We start from the raw sequence: 20,758 nt of genomic DNA on the forward strand, positions 1-20,758 counted from the left end.
TATGTCCATTGACAGGGTTAAGGAAAATCAGGCTGTCATCGAACGTATTGAGTCATTTCTTACCACAGGGTATGAGTCAAATCCGGAGTTTAACGCTGTTCTAAATGGCGATGCTCCGATTAGTATTAAAAGCTTGAAAGATCAGAAGGCTAGTTACAGTTATGAAGTTGGCGAGATTCTCTATTGGGTGGATCGCGCTAGTTATTTGGATGAGCTGGAAAGCTGGAATGGTGAACAAATAAGATCTAACCATTCATTGGCAATAGCGTTTTTGGAGGAGAGTCACCAAGAGGCTGTATTGAGAGATTTAGTTGATGCTATTCGTAAGCGTCGAGTTGCTCCGTTTATTGGGGCGGGTGTTTCGAGTGCAGCGGGTTACCCTTTGTGGGGTAGTGCGCTTAAGATGTTAATTGCTAAGCACAGATTGGCAGGGCTTGAAGTAGCTGCGATTGAGGCCGCAATAGACCGTTTTGACTTTCTTGAGGCGGCGCAGCAGTTATATGAGCAATTGCCGAAGGGTGTTGATAATTTTATACATACAGAGTTTCGTCTGAAAAATGATGACGAGCCTGAAATTAAAAAAGGCTACCCTTATTTAATTGAGCTGTTGCCAAGGCTTTCTAGTGGCTGCGTAGTAACCACAAATTTCGACAAGCTTATCGAGACGTTCTTGCGCGAGGGCGATCGCTCTCTGGTGGATGGCTGCATGCTGGGGGATAAACAGGGTATAGAGTTTGTTCATCGACTTCTTAACGGAGATCGGTGCATTCTCAAACTTCATGGGGAACACTCCCGCCCGGATACACATGTTTTTACCCGCGAGCAATACGAGCGGGCGTATGGAGCAGCTTTTGATTTTAGTAAGGAATTGCCAAAAGCTTTAAGGCAGATTTATATCAGTAACTCTCTGCTTTTTGTTGGTTGTTCTTTGGAGCAAGATCGTACGCTTGATTTGTTTGCGCATGTGATAGCTTCAAAACAGTTCGAGATTCCCAAGCACTTTGCATTCTTGCCTGATCCTCAAAATGGCCCGCTAAAGCAGGCAAAAGAAAATCGTCTGTTGGAGCTAAACATCCAGCCCATTTGGTACCGGGTCGAAGAGCACGACCATTCGATGTTGACGCTACTGGTCGATCTGGCTGTGGATATGGCGGAGCGTAAGGTGAGCTTGAAGTGATGGTACGTCCTTATTTTGTCCGCGTGGGGCATTTAGTTGATGTCTAGTTATCAACCGACCTGCCAACTTACCCAAAGCATTCTCCAACTGGGAGCCTCTATTTGTGAGCAGCTCAGGCGTTGGTCGGTGATGGACTCAGCTTTGCTCTCATCCCATTCACGCTGCGATAACCGTATCGGCGCCTTCCATGTGTCAATGGCCATTGAGCACCCTCCCATATCACTGCAGCAGATGACCGCCGTGCTTGACGGAGAGCGCGTGTTTGGTCAGTTGGAGGAGCGTTCGGAGAAGATTCTTGCGCTGTTGCGCAGCGAGCCACGCCTGCTGGTCAGAATGCTGGCCGAGCGTTTGGGCATCAGCCCGAGGGCGGTGGGAAAACAGATTGCCAAGCTGCGCCAGCAAGGGCACTTGCGACGCATCGGCCCGGCCAAGGGTGGCCATTGGGAGGTTATGCAGTGAAGCTTATTACCGAAGATTTGCTGGAACAGCTGTGCCTAGAGTGGTTCCGTGAGGGCGGCTATGAGATCGCCTACGGGCCGGATTTGTCTCCTGATGGCGAGGCCTCCGAGCGCTTGGATTACCGCCAAGTGATTCTTAGCGGTCGCCTGTTTGCCGCGTTGGTGCGTATTAACCCGCATATTCCTCCGGTAGTGTTGCAAGAGCAGGTAGTGGAGATGCTCGGCAAGCCGCAAAGCCCAGTGCTGATTCACAACAATCAGCAGTTCCAGCGCTGGCTGTTGGAGGGAGTGCCGGTGCAGTACCGCGATTCAGACGTGATGCGGCACGAACATGTTCAGCTAGTGGACTTCCAGGCAGTGCATAACAACCAGTTCCTGGTAGTCAACCAGTTTACCCTGCAAGGCAGCCAGGTTAACCGCCGCCCTGATCTATTGGTGTTTATCAACGGCCTGCCGATGGCGGTAGTTGAGCTGAAGAACCCCGGCGACGAAAACGCTGATATCTGGGATGCCTGCAACCAGTTGCAGACTTACAAGGAGGAGCTTCCAGAGCTGTTCCTCTTCAACCAGGCCCTGGTGATTTCCGATGGCGTCACCGCGCGAGTCGGTTCGCTGACCGCCAACAAGGAACGCTTTCTGCCTTGGCGCACCATTCATAACGAGAACGACAAGCCGCTGCTATCTTATGAGTTGGAGGCCGTGGTGCGCGGTTTCTTCCAGCGCGAGTTGTTTCTCGACTACATCCGTCATTTCGTCCTGTTCGAGCGGGATGGTGATCGTCTGATCAAGAAGATTGCCGGCTACCACCAGTTTCATGCCGTGCGCGAGGCAGTGCGCGTCACGCTGATAGCGGCTGCTAACGAGAGCGAGCTGCGAGAGGAGCGTGCCAGTTACGGTAAGCGGGTGGAGCCACGCAAAGCTGGAGTGGTTTGGCATACTCAGGGTTCGGGCAAGAGCATCTCCATGGTCTGCTATGCCGGCAAGCTGCTGCAGCAACCACAGATGAAAAATCCGACGCTGGTGGTGGTGACCGACCGTAACGAGCTGGATGGTCAGCTGTTTGACAATTTCAAGAGCGCCAAGATGCTACTCAAGCAGGAGCCGGAGCAGGCCAACAGCCGCGAGGAGTTGCGTGAGAGGTTGGCGTCGCGGCAGTCCGGCGGCATTATTTTTACCACCGTGCAGAAGTTCTCGCTGTTGGAAGGCGAAGAAACGCATCCTGCCCTGATCCAGCGCAGCAACGTGGTGGTGATTTCTGACGAGGCACACCGTAGCCAGTACGGTCTAAAAACTCGCTTGGTAGAAGTGAAAGATAAGGCCAGCGGTGAAGTTACTGGACACAAGTATGTGAGTGGCTACGCCAAGCACCTGCACGATGCCATCCCTAATGGTACCTTTATCGGTTTTACTGGCACGCCGATTGCCAATGAAGATAAGGACACCCGCGCGGTATTTGGCGGCTACATCAGCATCTACGATATCCAGGATGCTGTGGATGATGGTGCTACCGTACCCATCTATTACGAAAGTCGGTTAGCTAAGCTGGACATCAACCAGGCCGAGATCGAGCAGCTCAATGACGACGTTGAGGAGGTCATCGAGGACGAAGAGGATATTTCCTTCCGAGAAAAAACTAAGAGCCAGTGGGCTACCCTGGAGAAGTTGGTAGGGGCAGAGCCACGCATCCGGCAGGTGGCCACCGATCTGGTGCAGCACTTCGACACACGCACCGCGACCCTAGATGGCAAGGGTATGATCGTTGGCATGAGCCGAGAAATCTGCGTTCATCTGTACAACGCCATAGTCGCACTGCGTCCTGAGTGGCACAGTGCGGACCTCCACCGTGGCGCAATCAAGGTAGTGATGACTGGCTCAGCGACCGACCGCGAGCTGCTGCAACCTCACATCTATAACAAGCTGCAGAAGAAGATCCTGGAGAAACGCTTTAAGGACGCCAGCGACCCGCTCAGGCTGGTGATCGTCCGTGACATGTGGCTGACTGGGTTCGACGCGCCCTGCGTGCATACTATGTATGTGGACAAGCCGATGAAGGGCCACAATCTGATGCAGGCCATTGCCCGGGTCAATCGGGTGTTCAAAGACAAGCCAGGCGGGCTGGTAGTGGATTACATCGGTATCGCCAACGAGCTGAAAAGTGCGCTAAAAACTTACACAGACTCCAACGGCAAGGGGCAACCGGCCAACCTGGTGCAGGAAGCATTCGCCCTGCTGGTGGAAAAAGTTGATGTGCTGCGTGGCATGTTCGCTACCGAGATGAATGGTGAGAAGCTCGATATCAGTGCTTACGCGACCAAGGCCACCTTTCTGCTGATTCCGGCTTCTAACCATGTGCTGGGGCTGGACGATGGCAAGAAGCGCTTTCTCGACTTGGTATTAGCTATCAGCAAGGCCTTCGCCCTGTGCGGCACCCTAGACGAAGCGGACGAGTATAGGAAGGAAATCGCTTTTTATTCGGCGGTGAAGGCTGTGATCACTAAGTACACGACAGTCGATAAGAAACTCACCGAGGAAGAAAAAAACTCCGCGCTCAAACAAATCCTCGATAACGCGGTGATGGCTGAGGGCGTGGCGGATATCTTCGAGCTGGCTGGGTTGGATAAACCCAATATCGGCTTGCTAGACGACGCATTTATGGCCGATGTCCGCGCTATGAAAAGCAAGAACTTAGCCGTGGAGCTACTGGAGAAATTGCTGCGCGACGAGATCCGCGCCAATACCCGCAGCAACGTGGTACAGGAGAAAAAATACAGCGATCGGCTGTTGGAAACCCTGCGCAAGTACCGAAATCGTGCAATCGAAACTGCACAGGTAATCGAAGAACTTATCGCCATGGCCAAAGAGTTCCAAGAGGCGCTCAAACGCCACGAAGCGCTTGGCCTAAACGAAGACGAGTTGGCGTTCTATGATGCCTTGGCCAATAATGAGAGCGCTGTACGTGAGTTGGGTGACGAAATACTGAAGAAGATTGCACACGAACTCACCGGAAAACTTCGCAGTAGTACCACAGTGGATTGGCAGGTGCGCGACAGCGTGCGGGCCAAGTTGCGCAATTTGGTGCGTATCACTTTGCGCCGCTACAAATACCCGCCGGATAAAGCAGATGAGGCAATCGAACTGGTGCTCAAACAGGCCGAGGTATTGAGTGGGAAGTGGTCAAAATAATTACCGCTCACCAAAATAGGTGGGACATCCAGCAATTGGTGTCCCCCGTTTATGGTGTGATTTTGTCAAAGGTGCGGTCGCCAGATTATAGTTTTACCCAATCTTAGGCAGATCAATCTGACCGTCAGCCCGTAGTAATACAGGCTGTGCTTGGAGTGGTCTTCCAGGTGCTGAGTGAGAAACCAGCGCACATGCTTGAGCTGCCAGGTCCAGGGATTATCTCGTTCCCATCGCTGTTGAATGGCCGCTTGCATGATTTGGGCTTGCCGTAGGTGTCGTTGCTGGGTGGCCTTCGAACCAGTCAGTACGCCACTCAGGAACAGTGTCATATCGAAGGGTTTGGTCACGCTCTACCTCCAACATAGGCCGAAACCACATCGATCCGGTTATGTCCGAGCTCTTGGCTAATCTGTTGGCGGGCCTGTTGATGAAGGTCGCACTCAATGCGATAGCAGTGGGCACCATTGATCGGTGCTGCGTGGCCCGTGAGCTGCTCGTAACGCTCGCAGGCGTAGGCCGCTCGCAGTTCATGAAAACCCTTCAGTTCTTGTTCATGTAACGTTTCTCGGGCGGGGCGTACGGTCTGTTGCAGGAACGCAGCGTAGCTTTCGTCTCGGGCCAGCAAGTTGCGGCTGCGGGGCGGCGACGCATGACGAGCCAATTGCAGCGCCGCCTTCACCTCTTCATTGGCATCGATCCATCGCGGCGCTGAAGCCCCTGAGCGGCCGCCTTTGGTGCCATCCTGGATGTTGATGCGGCCTAATTGTTCGGCTTCGCGTAGCAATCGTGGCAGGTCGGCCAGGATCGCCTCACGCAGGCGCATACCGGTTGTTCGAGCCAAACGGACAATCGCCACCACCCGCTCGTGTTGCCGTTCGCCAAGCATCGCAAGCACTCGCCGTACCTGTTGGCGGTCTTGGCCATCCGGCGCGCGGGTGCGTACGGTCGAGCGCTGCAATCCTAACGCTTGGCTCGGACTGGCGATTCTGACGTCCTGATCACCGCGGAGCGCCGCCAAGGTGCGGTTTACGCTGCTCAGGCGGTTCTGCGCGGTAGCGATGCAGAGTTTGTCTTGCTGGATCTGCTGGCGCAGGTAAGCGGCGTAGTCTTGCAGTGTCCGTCGATCAATCTGGCGCGCATCGTTAAACCCTGGTCCATCCACTGAGCGACACCAGCGGACAAACGCCTGCCAGCGATCACTATGCGCCTTGACCGTGCCGTAGTGCCCACCGCCAAACAGATCTTTCAATGCCTGTGGTCCGGCAAAGCTCAGTTGCCGACCATAGCCAAAATTACGCCCGTCCCGTCTACCGACCAATCCCATGACCAAACTCCTCTCGAAGCCACACTTGTAAAACCTTCCCCACGTCATCCCGCCACGAATGTTGAGTGTTATCAGGGATCAAGGCCCCTGCGACCTGTGAGGGTTGTCCACTAACGCGGGACTGGCGGCTCTTTACGACCGGGAGCGTGGGTATCTCATGATCTGCCTCCTGATCACCGATACCGGTGGGCGGGTGGAGGCTGCATTGGCTGACGGGGCCAATGCCGCGAGATCCTGAGTCAGGTGAAGGCAGTGAGGCGATGACCGGGGCATGCCTGACTGTCAGTCAGGTGCAGTCCATTCCGTGGGCTGCGGCACCATCATCTGCATCGCTGTTGCTGGTGACTTCGGTATTTGTCACGCCGATTGTCGCGAGGGGGAATGCCGCAAAGCCTTGTACGAGTTGGGCTGCAGCAGCGGTTGGAGCGCCCGTCTCTTTCCGGAAGAAAGAGACGGGCGCAGGTTGGCGCAAGGAAATGGCCAAGCGGATAGGTTGCTGCAGGGCAGCTATGAAAGGGGATGAGTTGCCGCAGTGGGCACACAGGTAAAAGTGGGCATCCATCACATCGCTGTGACCGTGCGAGCCGCCGGACGCTAATCGCACTTTGGGAGAACCACCACGGTGTGGCGTAGCCTTAAAGGTTCTGGCTACCTGGGTTGCTGTCAACGACAGCGCTTTGCCAGATCTTTTCTACGCCTGTGGATAATTCGGGTCAAGGCTTGAATTTTCGGGAATTCTGCGGCTGTGGATGAAATTATCCACCGGTGGAAATCAGTGGTTTTCCACAGACAGTTGCGCGGGCTTTAGATTTTTTAGTGAGGTCCATCCAAGCAGGGCGGCTTTGCAGCCCTGCTTGGATGGACCCGGCTTGAAAGTCGGTAACCGGAGACCTTGTGGCCTTACACCGATGTTGGTTACGCCGAGGTTGCGGGATTGTGGCCTTGATACGTGGACCTCAAGGTCCCGTCGCCTCATCATTCTTCCGAGGTTTCGCGTTGAGCCTTATCCGCGTGTTCAAGTGTTGATGTAGCGTAAATCGCCCATGCGTTCATAAGCTCCCGTCGCTTATCAAAAAAATCTGATCGAGAGTACGCGCTTTCCGTTTCCCCGCGCTCGTCATGGGCCAGCGCGAGCTCGCAGATATCTCTCGGAAAAGGCGTCTTTTCACCTGCCCAGTCCCGGAAGGTTGAGCGGAAGCCGTGACGAGTGATGTGCTCATAACCCAGTGCATGTAGCAGATTGCGAATGCCATTAGCGTGCATCACGCCGCTTCGGCCATGGCCGGGGAAAACGTAAGGGCTCTTGGCGTCGATTTTCGGAAGGCCTTTCAAAAGTGAGACCACTTCCGGCGCTAGCGGGATCGCGAAGGCTTGTCGCGTCTTCATGCGTTCGTCCGGTAAGGACCAGCGACCGGAGTCCAGATCAAACTCATCCCACCGGGCAAATCGCACCATATGGGTTCTCGCACCGGTCAAAATCAGAAGCTGAGCCGCCACCGAGACGTGACTTGGATCCTTGCTCAAGACCTGCATCAGTTTGGGAAGATCCTGCCACTGTAGTGCCGGATGGTGAACGCGTTTTCGTGCTTTCTTCTTCTCCTGCCGGCTGAGCAGGTTTTCCAGATGACCGCGCCATCGAGCCGGATTCTCTCCAGTTCTGAGGCCTCGGGCTCTGGCAGCATCCAGGATCTGTTCGATTTGCCCACGTACTTCGTCAGCCGTCCGCGTTTTGCTTGACCATAGTGGCTGAAGTACTTTGATCAGATGCTTGGTCTCGACCTGGTCAGCTGACAGCCTCCCTATAGTAGGAAAAGCATAGAGCTCGAGTTTCCTCAGCCAGCCCTTGCGCCATTTCTCCGACCAGCTTGATCCATGGGCGTCTCGGTAGTCAGCGGCCAGCTTCTCGAAGGTAATCAGCTGCGCCAGTTCCCGGCGTGCGGCTTCCCGCTGAGCGGCTTGTTCAGCCTGTCGTTTCGCGAGTGGGTCAGTGCCATTGAGAATCTGGACTTTATTTTCATAGGCGGCTGCGCGCGCTTTTTTCAGGTCGAGCTGAGGGTAGCTCCCCAGACCCATTTCCCTGCGTTTGCCGTTCAATTGAAAGCGGAGTACCCAGGTTTTTCGTCCTGAGGGTTTCACCAAAAGACGAAGCCCTCCACCGTCTTCGTACGTCCCAGCCTCAACCAAATTTTTGATTTGATTGGCGGTCAGTTTGCCCATTTTTTCGCCCTCTGTTCCCCCACTTGTTCCCCCACTTACGCGTGGAACGCCTCGGATCAAAACGGAAGTCACAGGAACAAAAGTAGGCTGAAACCCTTGATCTAGCAAGGCTAACGCGATTTTTAGTAGATGAGGGTGGCTTTCAAAAAGACATTAAAAAGCCGGCTTGTGGCCGGCTTCTCGGGGACTGGCTTGATTTATTTTTGGTAAACCGCGCCAGCCTTCAAAACGTACACCCGGATCTTGCGTCCGGCTGTGGGACTTGGCGAGAAAGTCATCTGCCTTGTCGGTGCGATCTGAGCCTGAAGAAGGGTCGATGCGCAAATGTGGGGCGCAGCATACTGATTTTTTTGAAAAATTCCCAGCTTGGCATGCGGGGTAGAGCGATTGTGGCTGAGGTGTAGCAGGTGCCGAAGGTTGTGTGTTCGACAGCTGCGCAGTCGAACGAGGCAAGCCCTTGTAGGAGCGAGGCTTGCCCGCGAAGAACGATGACGCGGTCTGCCTGGCGGACTGCGGCGCTCCCTTCGCGGGCAAGCCTCGCTCCTACAGGGGTTTGCCCCCTCGCCATGGTTGTTTACAGGAAGGGCACGGACGGCCTGCGTTTATTGAGCGTCGACCACCAGAATACCCATCCCAATACCCTTATGTTCTGCTTGTCGATCTGCTCGGCATTGAAGATCTCATCTGGATATTCGGCTTTGTTATAGCTGCGCAACCGCAGCGCATTCCCCGGCATTCGATGCAGGTATTTGATCCGCAACATCCCGTCGTGCTCGATCGCATAAATCTCCCCATCAATTATCTGAGTAAGCCCGCGGTCGATCGCAAGTGTCGAACCGTCTTCAATCTTTTCGGCCATGCTGTTGCCGATCATGTGGGTACAAATAGCGTCGGTGTGATTGATTTCCAGGGAGTCGAGGTGGCTGCGGGGCAGGCGGATGGCTTGGGTGGGGTCTTTGACGACGTGAGTTTTGTTGGAACCCGGGGCGGTGGCTGTTTCTTTATAGAAGGGCAGCTCGACGTCGATGGGCTCGATCACCGTGTAGATGCCGCGAATGGCCTGGGCGTCGAAGGTGTTGCCGGACTCGTCGAGCACGCGCAGGCGCGAAGACTCTTTCGGGCCTTCGCCGGTTTTCAGCCAATCGCTATTTACAGACAGAAGTCTGGCGACCTCTTCCATGCGGTAGGCGGGCACACCGCGGGTGTACCAGTTATGGATGTTTTGCGCTTCCGTATCGAAGAAAGCGGCAAATCCTGTGGTTGTGATTTTCGCTGCTTCGAGGAGTGCTCTGAACCGTGGGCCGCTAGTGTTCTTTTTCATAAACGCGAGTTTACGGGCGCAGGATGGGGGTTTGAATAAACGACCCGTTCAAATTTCGAGGGAAATTTAAGACCGGATGTAAGACTCCTTTTGTAAAAATTAAACAAACAAAAACCCAAGCCAGGAAGCTGCAAACGCATTGTTAAAGGCGTATTTCCATGCGCCCACAAAAAACCCCGGATCAACCGGGGTTCTTCTTCAAGCGTCGGAGCTAGAAGCTTGCAGCTCAGCCTTTATAGGCAGCAACCGACTTGGTGATCGCGTCGCGGGCGGCATCTGCGCCGGCCCAGCCTTCGATCTTCACCCATTTGCCTTTTTCGAGATCTTTGTAGTTCGCGAAAAAGTGCTCGATCTGCTGAATCAGCAGCGCAGGCAGATCGGTGTATTCCTTCACGTCGACGTACAGCTGGGACAGCTTGTCGTGTGGAACCGCGATCACTTTGGCATCGCCGCCGCCATCGTCGGTCATGTTCAGGATGCCGACTGGACGCGCGCGGATGACCGAACCTGGCGCAACCGGGTAAGGGGTCACGACCAGCACGTCGAGGGGATCACCGTCGTCGGCCAGGGTGTTCGGGATGTAACCGTAGTTGGCCGGGTAGAACATCGGGGTGGCCATGAAACGGTCAACGAACAGGCAGTCGCTGTCTTTGTCGATTTCGTATTTGATCGGCGCGTGGTTGGCCGGGATCTCGATCGCGACGTAGATGTCGTTCGGCAGGTCTTTGCCAGCCGGAATCTTGCTGTAGCTCATTGGGCGGTGCCCCCGTAGTTGACCAAAAACACTTGGCCGGATTGACCAAAAAGTGGCGGCGATTATAGGCATATTCTGCCGTCGTTGCCATGCGCCAGAGGTCGTAGAGACCCAGGTGCCCGCTAGTCGTGTGCCTGATAGACCGGGTTCTCGGCCAGAAGTTGCTTCAGCCTCGCCAGCGGATCTTGCCGGTAGAACAGCTTCAGCTGCTCATAAACCTGTGGATAAGCCTCGTGCAGCAAATCCGGGGCGCTGAAGAAGTATTCGCTGGTGACCGCGAAGAACTCGGCGGGGTTTTCCGCTGCGTATGGGTCGATGGCGGTTTGCGCATCAGGGTTGCGATCCAGTTGCCGATCGAGGTCGTCATAGGCCTCTTGCATGACCTTGGCCCAGTCGCTGACGCGCATATCCGGATGCAGCGGCGGCAGCCCGTTGGCGTCGCCGTTGAGCATGTCGAGTTTGTGCGCGAGTTCGTGGATGACCAGGTTGTAGCCTTCCCAGCCACCACTGGCCATCACGCCGGGCCAGGCGAGAATGATTGGGCCTTGCTGCCAGGCTTCGCCGCTGTGTTCGCCGTCCCATTCGTGTTCGACGCCGCTGGCATCGCGATGGCGCTGGGGGCTGAGGAAATCGTCGGGGTAGAGGATGATTTCGTGAAAGCCCTGATACCAGTTCAGATCGCCCAGATGCAGCAGCGGTAATTGGGCCTGGGCGGCGAGCAGCAGGCGTTGCTCCTGGTGGAGTTCGACGCCGGGCAGGGCGGTCAGGTGTTTGTCTTGCAGGAACAGCACGCAGGCTTCGCGCAGCCACTGGTCTTCGGCTGCGCTGAGACCATCGAGAAAACTCAAGTGATGGCGCACCCGTTGCCACGTGTCGTCGGCAATCGGATGTCTGGCCAGGGTGCGTTGGCGTCGCCAGGCGCTAAGGGACCACATCGTGAGTCAGCGGGGTTCGGCTTTGGACGCAGCATGACCGAGGCGGCTGCGGATCACGCTGATGATCATCGGCAGCAGCGACAGCAGGATGATGCCCACCACCAGCAGCGACAGGTTTTTCTTGATGAACGGTACATTGCCGAAGAAGTAACCGAGAGTGACCAAGCCACCCACCCAAAGGATGGTGCCGAGGACGCTGAAGGCAAAGAACCGTGGGTAAGGCATTTTGCCAATGCCCGCGACGAACGGGGCAAACGTACGGATGATTGGCATGAAGCGCGCCAGGGTCACGGTCTTGCCGCCGTGCTTGTCGTAGAAGTCGTGAGTTTGTTGCAGGTAGTCGCGGCGGAAAATTTTAGAATTCGGGTTGCGGAACAACCGTTCGCCAACGGTGCGGCCAATCACGTAGTTGGTGCTGTCACCGAGAATCGCCGCCAGCATCAGCAGGCCGCCCAGCAGCACCGGGTCCATGCCGCCACCGGCCGCCACGGCGCCCGCGATGAACAGCAGGGAATCACCCGGCAGGAACGGCATCACCACCAGACCGGTTTCGCAGAAGATCACCAGAAACAGAATGGCGTAAATCCATGCCCCGTAGTTGGTCACCAGCAGGTCGAGATAAACATCGAGATGCAAGATAAGGTCGATTGGGTTGAAATCCATGGAAAGCACCTGTGGTGATGGCCCGACTCTGCAGGCCTGTGCGGATGGCTTCGCGTAAGACTACAGCTAAGTGTGATTTTTCTTACGAGCCGGAAGAATGGGCATTATACGGGGGGAGAGGTGAAAAACGCGTCGAGTTTGTAGCTGGGAATGTCGATGTGTTGCGGAGTGTGTGGGAAAAGATCGCAGCCTTCGGCAGCTCAGGGTCGAGGTCGCCCCGTTCAGGAGCTGTCGAAGGCTGCGATTTTTTGGGGGCCTTACAGCTCTTCACTGATCGGCAACACATAGTTCTTGAATTCGGTGTCTTCCTTGAACCCGATGGATTCGTAGGTTTTCTGCGCGACTTCGTTATTGCTGCTGGTGGAAACGCGCATGCGCACGGCGTTGGTTTCCTTGGCCATTTTTTTCGCGGTGCGGATCAGGTTGTCGGCCACCAATTGGCGGCGGGCGTCTTCGGCGACGTAGATGTCGTTGAGGATCCACACGCGTTTAAGCGAAAGAGACGAAAAGCTCGGGTACAACTGACAGAAACCCATCAGTTTGTTGTTGTCATCATCGGCCAGGGCCAGGTAAATCACTGATTCCTTGCGCCGCAGGCGTTTCTCGAGGAATGCCCGGGACGAGTCCGGATACGGCAGGGAGCCGTAAAACTCACGATATTTGACGAACAACGGGGTCAGCAGGTCGAGATGTTCGAGGGTCGCTTGAATAATCCGCATGGTAGGTCTCGTCTTCAAGTGGCTGTCTTACGTGGTGACGGCGATGGGAAACCCTGGCGGCCGTGCATCGATCCTGCCTGAAACCTGAATAGAAACGCAATGCGGAAACGGTTCAGGCATCCGACGGGCTCAGTAGGAAATTACCTTTCATGTCCGCATCAATGTCCGACTCAAGCGTCTGAACCTGGGCTTCGTCCTTCAGACTGACCCCCGATAACTGCCGCCGACAGGCTTCGCGCATCAAATACAGCAAACGGTGGGCCGCCATGCCATAACTCAAGCCTTCGAGCCGGACATTCGAGATGCAGTTGCGATAGGCGTCTGTCAGTCCGACTTTTGGATTATAGGTGAAATACAACCCAAGGCTGTCTGGCGAGCTCAAGCCGGGGCGTTCGCCGATCAATATGACCACCATCTTCGCGCCCAGCAGCTCGCCAATTTCGTCGGCCACCGCGACTCTGCCCTGTTCCACCAGAATCACCGGCGACAGGGACCAGCCCTCAGAGGCTGTCTGTTCTTCCATGCGCGCCAGAAACGGTAAGGTGTGCCGATGAACGGCCAGTGCTGAGAGGCCATCGGCCACCACAACGGCCAGATCCACCCCGCCAGGATGGGTCAGCGCGTAATCGCGCAGGGTCTGCGCCGACACATCACTCAACTTGCGCCCCAAATCAGGGCGCTGCAGATAGCTGTTCCGGTCCGTGGCGGCGCTGTGCAGCAGCAGACTTTCACGTCCACGCTCGGCCAGTTGCGAACGGAGTTCGATGTGATCGAACGGCAGGTGCACCGCATCCCGGGCCTGGGCATGAGCGTATTGAAAATCCAGCTGCGCGCTGGTCGGCATACTGGTGCCTGTACGACCGAGGGCAATACGTGCCGGGGTCAGGCGACGCAGTTCCAGCAATGGGTTTTGCGGATCGACAGGTGGTTTATCCATCTCAATACTCATCCCAGTTGCGCCATGGCTTGACGGAAGGCTGGCGGCAGGTTGTCGCCGAAGTGAATGTTGCCGTCTGCCTGGGTAAATATGCCCATGTTCGCCAGCCACTGTTCAAATTCCGGTGCCGGTCTCAGGCCCAAGGTTTTCCGGGCGTAGAGGGCGTCGTGGAACGACGTTGTCTGGTAATTGAGCATGATGTCGTCGGAGCCGGGAATGCCCATGATGAAGTTGATTCCAGCCACGCCCAGTAGGGTCAGCAGGGTGTCCATGTCATCCTGGTCGGCCTCGGCATGGTTGGTGTAACAGATGTCGCAACCCATGGGCACGCCCAGCAGCTTGCCGCAGAAGTGGTCTTCGAGGCCGGCGCGGATGATTTGTTTGCCGTTGTAGAGGTATTCCGGGCCGATGAAGCCTACAACGGTGTTTACCAGAAATGGTTTGAAATGGCGCGCCACGGCGTAGGCGCGGGTTTCGCAGGTCTGTTGATCGATACCGTGGTGAGCGTTGGCCGACAAGGCGCTGCCCTGGCCTGTCTCGAAATACATCAGATTCTGGCCCAACGTGCCGCGATTCAGGCTCAAACCTGCGTCATAACCTTCCTGCAAAACATTGAGGTTGATACCGAAACTGGCGTTGGCGGCTTCAGTGCCGGCGATCGACTGGAACACCAGGTCCAGCGGAACGCCGCGATTCACCGCCTCGATGGAGGTGGTGACGTGGGTCAGCACGCAGGCCTGTGTCGGAATTTCGTAGCGCTGGATGATTGCATCGAGCATTTCCAGCATGGCGCAGATCGACGCGATGCTGTCGGTGGCCGGGTTGATGCCGATCATCGCATCGCCGTTGCCGTACAGCAGGCCGTCGAGAATGCTCGCTGCGATACCGGCCGGTTCGTCGGTGGGGTGATTGGGTTGCAGGCGTGTGGAGAGCCGGCCGCGCAGGCCCAGAGTGCCGCGGAATTTGGTGACCACGCGGATTTTCTGCGCCACCAGCACCAGGTCCTGCACGCGCATGATTTTCGACACGGCGGCGGCCATTTCCGGGGTCAGGCCCGGAGCGAGGGCGCGCAGGCTCTGTTCGTCGGCGGCGTCGCTGAGCAGCCAGTCGCGAAAGCCGCCGACGGTAAGGTGGCTGACCGTTTTGAAAGCCTGTTTATCGTGAGTGTCGATGATCAGCCGGGTGACTTCATCGGCCTCGTAAGGAATCAGGACTTCCTGCAGGAAGTGAGTCAGCGGGATATCAGCCAAGGCCATCTGCGCGGCCACCCGCTCGCCGTCGTTGAGGGCGGCAACGCCGGCCAGAAAGTCCCCGGAGCGCGCCGGGCTGGCTTTGGCCATGACGTCCTTGAGACTGTCGAAGCGGTAGGTCTGGGCGCCGATGGTATGGGCAAATACAGCCATGGGACGGTGTCCTCCTGATTCAATAAATAACCCGAATGCACCGTCGAACCCATGTGGGAGCGGGCTTGCTCGCGAAGGCGGAGTGTCATTCACCACACATGCTGGATGTCAGACCGCCTTCGCGAGCAAGCCCGCTCCCACATGGGGAACTGCGTGCACTTCAATATGGCAGGCGCCGGGAAATCAGCCCGGCGCCGGTGCAACTCAGATGCCTTCGAGCATCGCATCCGCCGGCGCATCGGCGCGCTGCTTGGCGGTCAGTTGGAAATACAGGTAACCGGCCACCATAAAACCGAGGAACACGCAGCCGATCAGCGGGTTGAACCAGGCCATCGCCACCAGGCACACCACGGCCAGAAACAACGCGATCCCCGGTACGATCGGGTAGCCCGGAGCGCGGAAGGTGCGTTCCAGATTCGGCTCGGTTTTACGCAATTTGAACAGGCTCAGCATACTGATGATGTACATCACGATGGCACCGAATACCGACATGGTGATCATCGCAGCCGTCAGCGTCATGCCTTGCAGATTGACCAGGCCGTCGCTGTAGATCGCCGCGATGCCGATCACGCCGCCGGCCAGAATCGCCCGGTGCGGCGTCTGGAAGCGCGACAGTTTGGCCAGCCCTTTGGGCAGGTAACCGGCGCGAGCCAGGGCGAAGAACTGTCGCGAATAGCCCAGAATGATCCCGTGGAAACTCGCCACCAGGCCAAACAGGCCAATCCACACCAGCATGTGCATCCAGGTCGAATCATTGCCGACCACGGCTTTCATCGCCTGAGGCAGCGGATCGTTAATGTTCGACAGTTGGCGCCAGTCGCCGACACCGCCAGCCATCACCATGACGCCGATGGCCAGGAACACCAGGGTCAGAATGCCACTGACGTAAGCCCTGGGAATCGTGCGTTTCGGGTCCTTGGCTTCTTCGGCGGCCATGGCTGCGCCTTCAATGGCGAGGAAGAACCAGATCGCGAAAGGGATTGCCGCAAAGATGCCGGGAATCGAGGCTATGGTGAATTCGTTGGAACCCGACCAACCATTGAGCACGAAATTACTGAAGCTGAAGCCCGGTGCGACCACGCCCATGAACACCAACAACTCGGCGACTGCCAGCACAGTGACCACCAACTCGAAGGTGGCTGCGATGCTCACGCCGAGGATATTCAGGCCCATGAACACGAAATAGGCGCCAACAGCGGCGATCTTCGGATCAAGCTCCGGGTATTGCACGTTGAGGTAGGCGCCGATGGCCATGGCAATTGCCGGTGGTGCAAAGACGAATTCGATCAGGGTGGCGATGCCGGCGATCAGTCCGCCTCTTTCACCAAACGCCCGACGACTGTAGGCAAACGGCCCGCCAGCGTGGGGAATCGCGGTGGTCAATTCGGTGAAACTGAAGATGAAGCAGGTGTACATCGTCGCCACCATCAGTGCGGTGACGAGAAATCCCAGGGTGCCTGCAGTGCCCCAGCCGTAACTCCAGCCGAAATACTCGCCGGAAATCACTAGACCGACGGCAATGCCCCATAGATGCAGAGTGCCGAGTGTGGGTTTGAGCTGTGTAGTAGAAGTCATAAGTCCTCTCTGTCTTTTTTATTGTTTGATCTGTTGGACTTTCGGGTATGGCGTTTAGGTGTGGAACGGGCACGCAAAGCCCATGCCAGACAAGCAGGGCGAGGTAGGTGGTGTCAGTGGAGGCGCCTTCGCGGGCAAGCCTCGCTCCTACAGGTATCACTGATCTGTAGGCGCATGGCTTGCCAGCGAAAGCCGTTACGCGCTATCGCGCCGAGTTAGAAGAAGCCCAACGGATTGATGTCGTAGCTCACCAGCAGGTTTTTGGTCTGCTGATAGTGATCGAGCATCATTTTGTGGGTTTCACGGCCGACACCGGACTTTTTGTAACCACCGAACGCGGCGTGCGCCGGGTACAGGTGATAGCAGTTGGTCCAGACGCGACCGGCCTTGATGGCGCGGCCCATGCGGTAGGCGCGATTGATGTCGCGGGTCCAGAGGCCGGCACCCAGGCCGAACTCGGTGTCGTTGGCGATGGCCAGGGCTTCGGCTTCATCCTTGAAGGTGGTGATGCTCACCACCGGGCCGAAGATTTCTTCCTGGAACACGCGCATTTTGTTGGTGCCCTTGAGCAGGGTCGGCTGGATGTAATACCCGGTCGCCAGGCTGCCCTCGAGTTTTTCCACCTTGCCACCGGTCAGCAGCTCGGCGCCTTCGCCCTTGGCGATGTCCAGGTACGAAAGGATTTTGTCGAATTGCTGCTCGGACGCCTGGGCGCCAACCATGGTGTCGGTGTCCAGCGGGTCGCCACGTTTGATTTGCAGGACCTTCTTCATCACCACTTGCATGAATTCGTCGTAGATCGACTCTTGCACCAAGGCGCGGGACGGGCAGGTGCAGACTTCGCCCTGGTTGAAGAATGCCAGCACCAGGCCTTCGGCGGCTTTTTCGATGAAGGTCGGTTCGGCTTGCATGATGTCTTCGAAGAAGATGTTCGGCGACTTGCCACCCAGCTCCACGGTGGACGGAATGATGTTTTCGGCGGCGCATTTCATGATGTGCGCGCCGACCGGGGTCGAGCCGGTGAAGGCGATCTTGGCGATGCGCTTGCTGGTGGCCAGGGCTTCCCCGGCTTCTTTGCCGAAGCCTTGCACCACGTTGAGTACGCCGGGCGGCAGCAGGTCGCCGATCAACTCCATCAGCACGGTGATGCCCAGTGGCGTTTGCTCGGCCGGTTTAAGGACCACGCAGTTACCGGCGGCCAGGGCCGGGGCGAGTTTCCAGGCGGCCATCAGAATGGGGAAGTTCCACGGAATGATCTGCCCGACCACGCCCAGCGGTTCATGGATGTGATAGGCCACGGTGTTGCCGTCGATCTCGGCGGCGCTGCCTTCCTGGGCGCGGATGCAACCGGCGAAATAGCGGAAGTGGTCGGCGGCCAGCGGGATGTCGGCGTTGAGGGTTTCGCGAACGGCCTTGCCGTTGTCCCAGGATTCGGTGATCGCCAGCACTTCCAGGTTCTGTTCGATGCGATCGGCGATTTTCAGCAGCACCAGCGAGCGAGCCTGGGCGGACGTGGCGCCCCAGGCATCGGCGGCGGCATGGGCAGCGTCCAGGGCCTTTTCGATGTCTTCGGCGGTGGAACGCGGGAATTCGGCAATCGGTTGGCCGTTGACCGGCGAGGTATTGGTGAAGTACTGACCTTTGACAGGCGCGACGAACTCGCCGCCGATGTAGTTACCGTATTTGCTCTTGAACGAAACGATAGCGCCTTCTTGACCTGGGTGAGCGTAACGCATGATGGGTTTCTCCTTGGCTTTTGTGCTTATAAGGGAGGACGCGCTAAAGCGCTGCATTAAGCGTAGAGCAAAGGTCGGGCCAGCGCCTTGCAGGTCAGGTAAATCAAGGCCTTGCGTGTTTTTTGTCGGACGGATGGGCGGTGTTTGTGACACTTGCGGTACAGCTCGTGTGACAGTTTGTACCGTTTGTGGCACGGGCTGTGACTGGCGGGTCTTGTCGGCATTGCAATGCAGGCCAGGCTGGAGGATGCTCGAACCTCCCTCCCCTGTAGGAGCGAGGCTTGCCCGCGAAGGCCATGACGCGGTTTGCCTGATGCACCGCGTTATCGTTCTTCGCGGGCAAGCCTCGCTCCTACAGGGTCGGCATAAACCTCTCGGGGAGAATAATAAGAAATGCACGACAATCATTTGAGTCGCCATGCCCAGCAAGTGCTGACCGTGACCCAAGGTAAATCGCACCTGCACGGTCCCGGTAGCGATCCGTCCATTGCCCGTTCCTGGCTGCGTTGTCTTGAGGATTATCACCTCGACCCGGCCCTGACCATCGCGCCGACGGTGCTGGAACATGGTCGTGTGCTGGAAAGCCGCGAACGCTTGCAGCAAGTGCTGCAGATCGCCGGCAACGAAATGACCAGCCTCCATCAGCAACTTTCCGGCGCCGGTCATGCGGTGCTGCTGACCGACGCCCGCGGGGTGATCCTCAACTGCGTCACCGCGCCCGCCGAACGGAAGATTTTCGAGCGCGCCGGCCTTTGGCTCGGCGCCGACTGGAGCGAAGCCTGCGAAGGCACCAATGGCATCGGCACCTGCCTGGTGGAGCGTCAGTCCCTGACTATCCATCAGGACGAACATTTTCGTGGCCGTCACACCGGCCTGACCTGCTCGGCGAGCCCGGTGTTCGATCCTCATGGCGAGCTGCTGGCGGTGCTCGACGTGTCTTCGGCGCGTCACGAGGTTTCGCGGCAGAGCCAGTTCCACACGATGGCCCTGGTCAATCTATCGGCGAAGATGATCGAGAGCTGTTATTTCCTGCGTTACTTCGACAATCAATGGTTGCTGCGTTTTCACTTGCAGGCTGAATCCGTCGGGCTGTTCAGCGAAGGATTACTGGCGTTCGATGGGGAAGGGCGGATCAGTGCGGTGAACCAGAGTGCGCTGAATTTGCTGGGGCATATTCGTGGCGGGCTGTTGGGCCAACCGGTGGAGGCGTTTTTCGACTGCTCGCTGGATGAATTGCTCGGCCGCGCGAGCGTCAATGCCAGCGCCAGTTGGCCATTGCGCACCCGTGACGGGCGACAGTTATTTGCCGTATTGCGTGGGCAGCCTCGCAGTATTCCGGTGCCGGTGGTGCAAAGTCCGATAATTGCCGAGCGCCCGCGCTTGTCGGGCATTTGCCTGGGCGACGTCGCGTTGCAGGAGGATTTCCGCAAGGCCTTGCGCGTGTTTGAGCGGGACGTACCATTGCTGATCAATGGCGAAACCGGCTCAGGCAAGGAGGCCTTCGCCAAAGCCGTGCATCAGGCCAGTCAACGGGCGGCAAAATCGTTCGTCGCCCTCAATTGCGCGGCGATCCCCGAAAGCTTGATCGAGAGCGAACTGTTCGGCTATCGCGGTGGCAGCTTCACCGGCGCGCGCAAGGAAGGCATGCGCGGCAAGTTGCAGCAGGCCGATGGCGGGACTTTGTTCCTCGATGAAATCGGTGACATGCCGCTGAGCATGCAGACCCGTCTGTTAAGGGTGCTGGAAGACCGTCAGGTGGTGCCGATTGGCGGTGAGCCGGAATCGGTCAATGTGCGGATCATCAGCGCCACTCACCGCAACCTGCTTGAACGGGTGCAGGACGGCAGTTTCCGTGAGGATTTGTATTACCGGCTCAATGGGCTGGAGGTCGCATTGCCGGCGCTGCGTGAGCGCGCTGACAAATCGCAGTTGCTCGACTTTTTGCTGGCCGAAGAGGCGGGTGGGGAAACGGTATTGATCGACGGGCCGGCGCGGCAAGCCTTGCTGGATTTTGCCTGGCCGGGGAATGTGCGGCAGTTGCGCAATGTGCTGCGGACCCTGGCGGCGTTGTGTGATGGTGGGCGGATCGGGCTGGAGGATTTGCCGGCGATGATTCGCCAGGCTCGGCCGGTGACGGCGTCGGCGGTTGAAGAGCCGTCCGAGTATCCGCTGGACGATGCCGAACGGCTGGCGTTGCTGACTGTGCTGGAGCAGCAACGCTGGCAAATGACGCACACGGCTGAACAGCTGGGCGTCAGCCGCAACACCCTCTACAGAAAGCTGCGTAAACACGGTATCGCCCGCTAGGTTATGACTGATCGTTCCCACGCTCTGCGTGGGAATGCCTCCCCGGACG

16 protein-coding genes are annotated in these 20,758 nt (G+C 57.2%); 4 read left to right on the forward strand and 12 right to left on the reverse strand.

Annotated elements, in window-relative coordinates:
* Position 1 precedes the first annotated feature (1 nt).
* From MEB48_RS18140 to MEB48_RS18150, 3 genes are all read left to right on the forward strand, one after another.
* On the forward strand, positions 2–1,177 hold the full coding sequence (locus tag MEB48_RS18140; protein ID WP_237885375.1) for an SIR2 family protein: 1,176 nt from the start codon (positions 2–4) through the stop codon (positions 1,175–1,177).
* 258 nt (positions 1,178–1,435) lie between these two features.
* Positions 1,436–1,636, forward strand: a complete 201-nt coding sequence (locus MEB48_RS18145; protein ID WP_237885376.1) for a winged helix-turn-helix transcriptional regulator — start codon at positions 1,436–1,438, stop codon at positions 1,634–1,636.
* A 5-nt stretch (positions 1,637–1,641) separates the two neighbouring features.
* Positions 1,642–4,818, forward strand: coding sequence for a type I restriction endonuclease subunit R (locus MEB48_RS18150; RefSeq protein WP_237885407.1), 3,177 nt, complete (start codon positions 1,642–1,644; stop codon positions 4,816–4,818).
* Between the two features lie 65 nt (positions 4,819–4,883).
* Here the strand turns inward: MEB48_RS18150 and MEB48_RS18155 are convergent, their stop codons facing one another.
* From MEB48_RS18155 to exaC, 12 genes are all read right to left on the reverse strand, one after another.
* On the reverse strand, positions 4,884–5,165 hold the full coding sequence (locus MEB48_RS18155) for a hypothetical protein (RefSeq protein WP_237885377.1): 282 nt from the start codon (positions 5,163–5,165) through the stop codon (positions 4,884–4,886).
* Positions 5,162–6,142: an integrase domain-containing protein gene (locus MEB48_RS18160; protein WP_237885378.1), complete on the reverse strand. Its 981-nt coding sequence runs from the start codon at positions 6,140–6,142 to the stop codon at positions 5,162–5,164. The genes MEB48_RS18155 and MEB48_RS18160 overlap by 4 nt, the downstream gene beginning before the upstream one ends.
* Positions 6,143–7,117: 975 nt before the next feature.
* Positions 7,118–8,359, reverse strand: coding sequence for a tyrosine-type recombinase/integrase (locus MEB48_RS18165; protein WP_237885379.1), 1,242 nt, complete (start codon positions 8,357–8,359; stop codon positions 7,118–7,120).
* A gap of 574 nt (positions 8,360–8,933) precedes the next feature.
* Positions 8,934–9,680: a S24 family peptidase gene (locus MEB48_RS18170; RefSeq protein ID WP_237885380.1), complete on the reverse strand. Its 747-nt coding sequence runs from the start codon at positions 9,678–9,680 to the stop codon at positions 8,934–8,936.
* 226 nt (positions 9,681–9,906) lie between these two features.
* Positions 9,907–10,434 carry an inorganic diphosphatase gene (ppa, locus tag MEB48_RS18175; protein ID WP_007894323.1) on the reverse strand — a complete coding sequence of 176 codons (528 nt, stop codon included), beginning with the start codon at positions 10,432–10,434 and terminating at the stop codon, positions 9,907–9,909.
* A gap of 122 nt (positions 10,435–10,556) precedes the next feature.
* Positions 10,557–11,369 (reverse strand): zinc-dependent peptidase, encoded by an 813-nt coding sequence (locus tag MEB48_RS18180; RefSeq protein ID WP_237885381.1) that lies wholly within the window; start codon positions 11,367–11,369, stop codon positions 10,557–10,559.
* A gap of 6 nt (positions 11,370–11,375) precedes the next feature.
* On the reverse strand, positions 11,376–12,032 hold the full coding sequence (locus MEB48_RS18185) for a DedA family protein (RefSeq protein ID WP_030129562.1): 657 nt from the start codon (positions 12,030–12,032) through the stop codon (positions 11,376–11,378).
* Positions 12,033–12,289: 257 nt separating this feature from the next.
* Positions 12,290–12,751: a GNAT family N-acetyltransferase gene (locus MEB48_RS18190; RefSeq protein ID WP_237885382.1), complete on the reverse strand. Its 462-nt coding sequence runs from the start codon at positions 12,749–12,751 to the stop codon at positions 12,290–12,292.
* Between the two features lie 112 nt (positions 12,752–12,863).
* The gene (gene eutC, locus MEB48_RS18195) at positions 12,864–13,688 is read right to left on the reverse strand and encodes an ethanolamine ammonia-lyase subunit EutC (protein ID WP_237885383.1); all 825 of its coding nucleotides are present in this window, start codon (positions 13,686–13,688) and stop codon (positions 12,864–12,866) included.
* Positions 13,689–13,696: 8 nt separating this feature from the next.
* Positions 13,697–15,091 carry an ethanolamine ammonia-lyase subunit EutB gene (locus MEB48_RS18200; protein WP_237885384.1) on the reverse strand — a complete coding sequence of 465 codons (1,395 nt, stop codon included), beginning with the start codon at positions 15,089–15,091 and terminating at the stop codon, positions 13,697–13,699.
* A gap of 204 nt (positions 15,092–15,295) precedes the next feature.
* A complete protein-coding gene (gene eat / locus MEB48_RS18205) occupies positions 15,296–16,666 on the reverse strand; it encodes an ethanolamine permease (protein ID WP_237885385.1) in 1,371 nt (456 codons plus the stop codon).
* A gap of 215 nt (positions 16,667–16,881) precedes the next feature.
* A complete protein-coding gene (exaC, locus tag MEB48_RS18210) occupies positions 16,882–18,402 on the reverse strand; it encodes an acetaldehyde dehydrogenase ExaC (protein ID WP_237885386.1) in 1,521 nt (506 codons plus the stop codon).
* Between the two features lie 393 nt (positions 18,403–18,795).
* On the opposite strand from exaC, the gene MEB48_RS18215 reads away from it, so the two are divergent.
* The gene (locus tag MEB48_RS18215; RefSeq protein ID WP_237885387.1) at positions 18,796–20,709 is read left to right on the forward strand and encodes a sigma-54-dependent Fis family transcriptional regulator; all 1,914 of its coding nucleotides are present in this window, start codon (positions 18,796–18,798) and stop codon (positions 20,707–20,709) included.
* Positions 20,710–20,758: the final 49 nt, after the last annotated feature.

Source organism: Pseudomonas sp. PGPR40 (assembly GCF_022014505.1).
Classification (GTDB): Bacteria; Pseudomonadota; Gammaproteobacteria; order Pseudomonadales; family Pseudomonadaceae; genus Aquipseudomonas.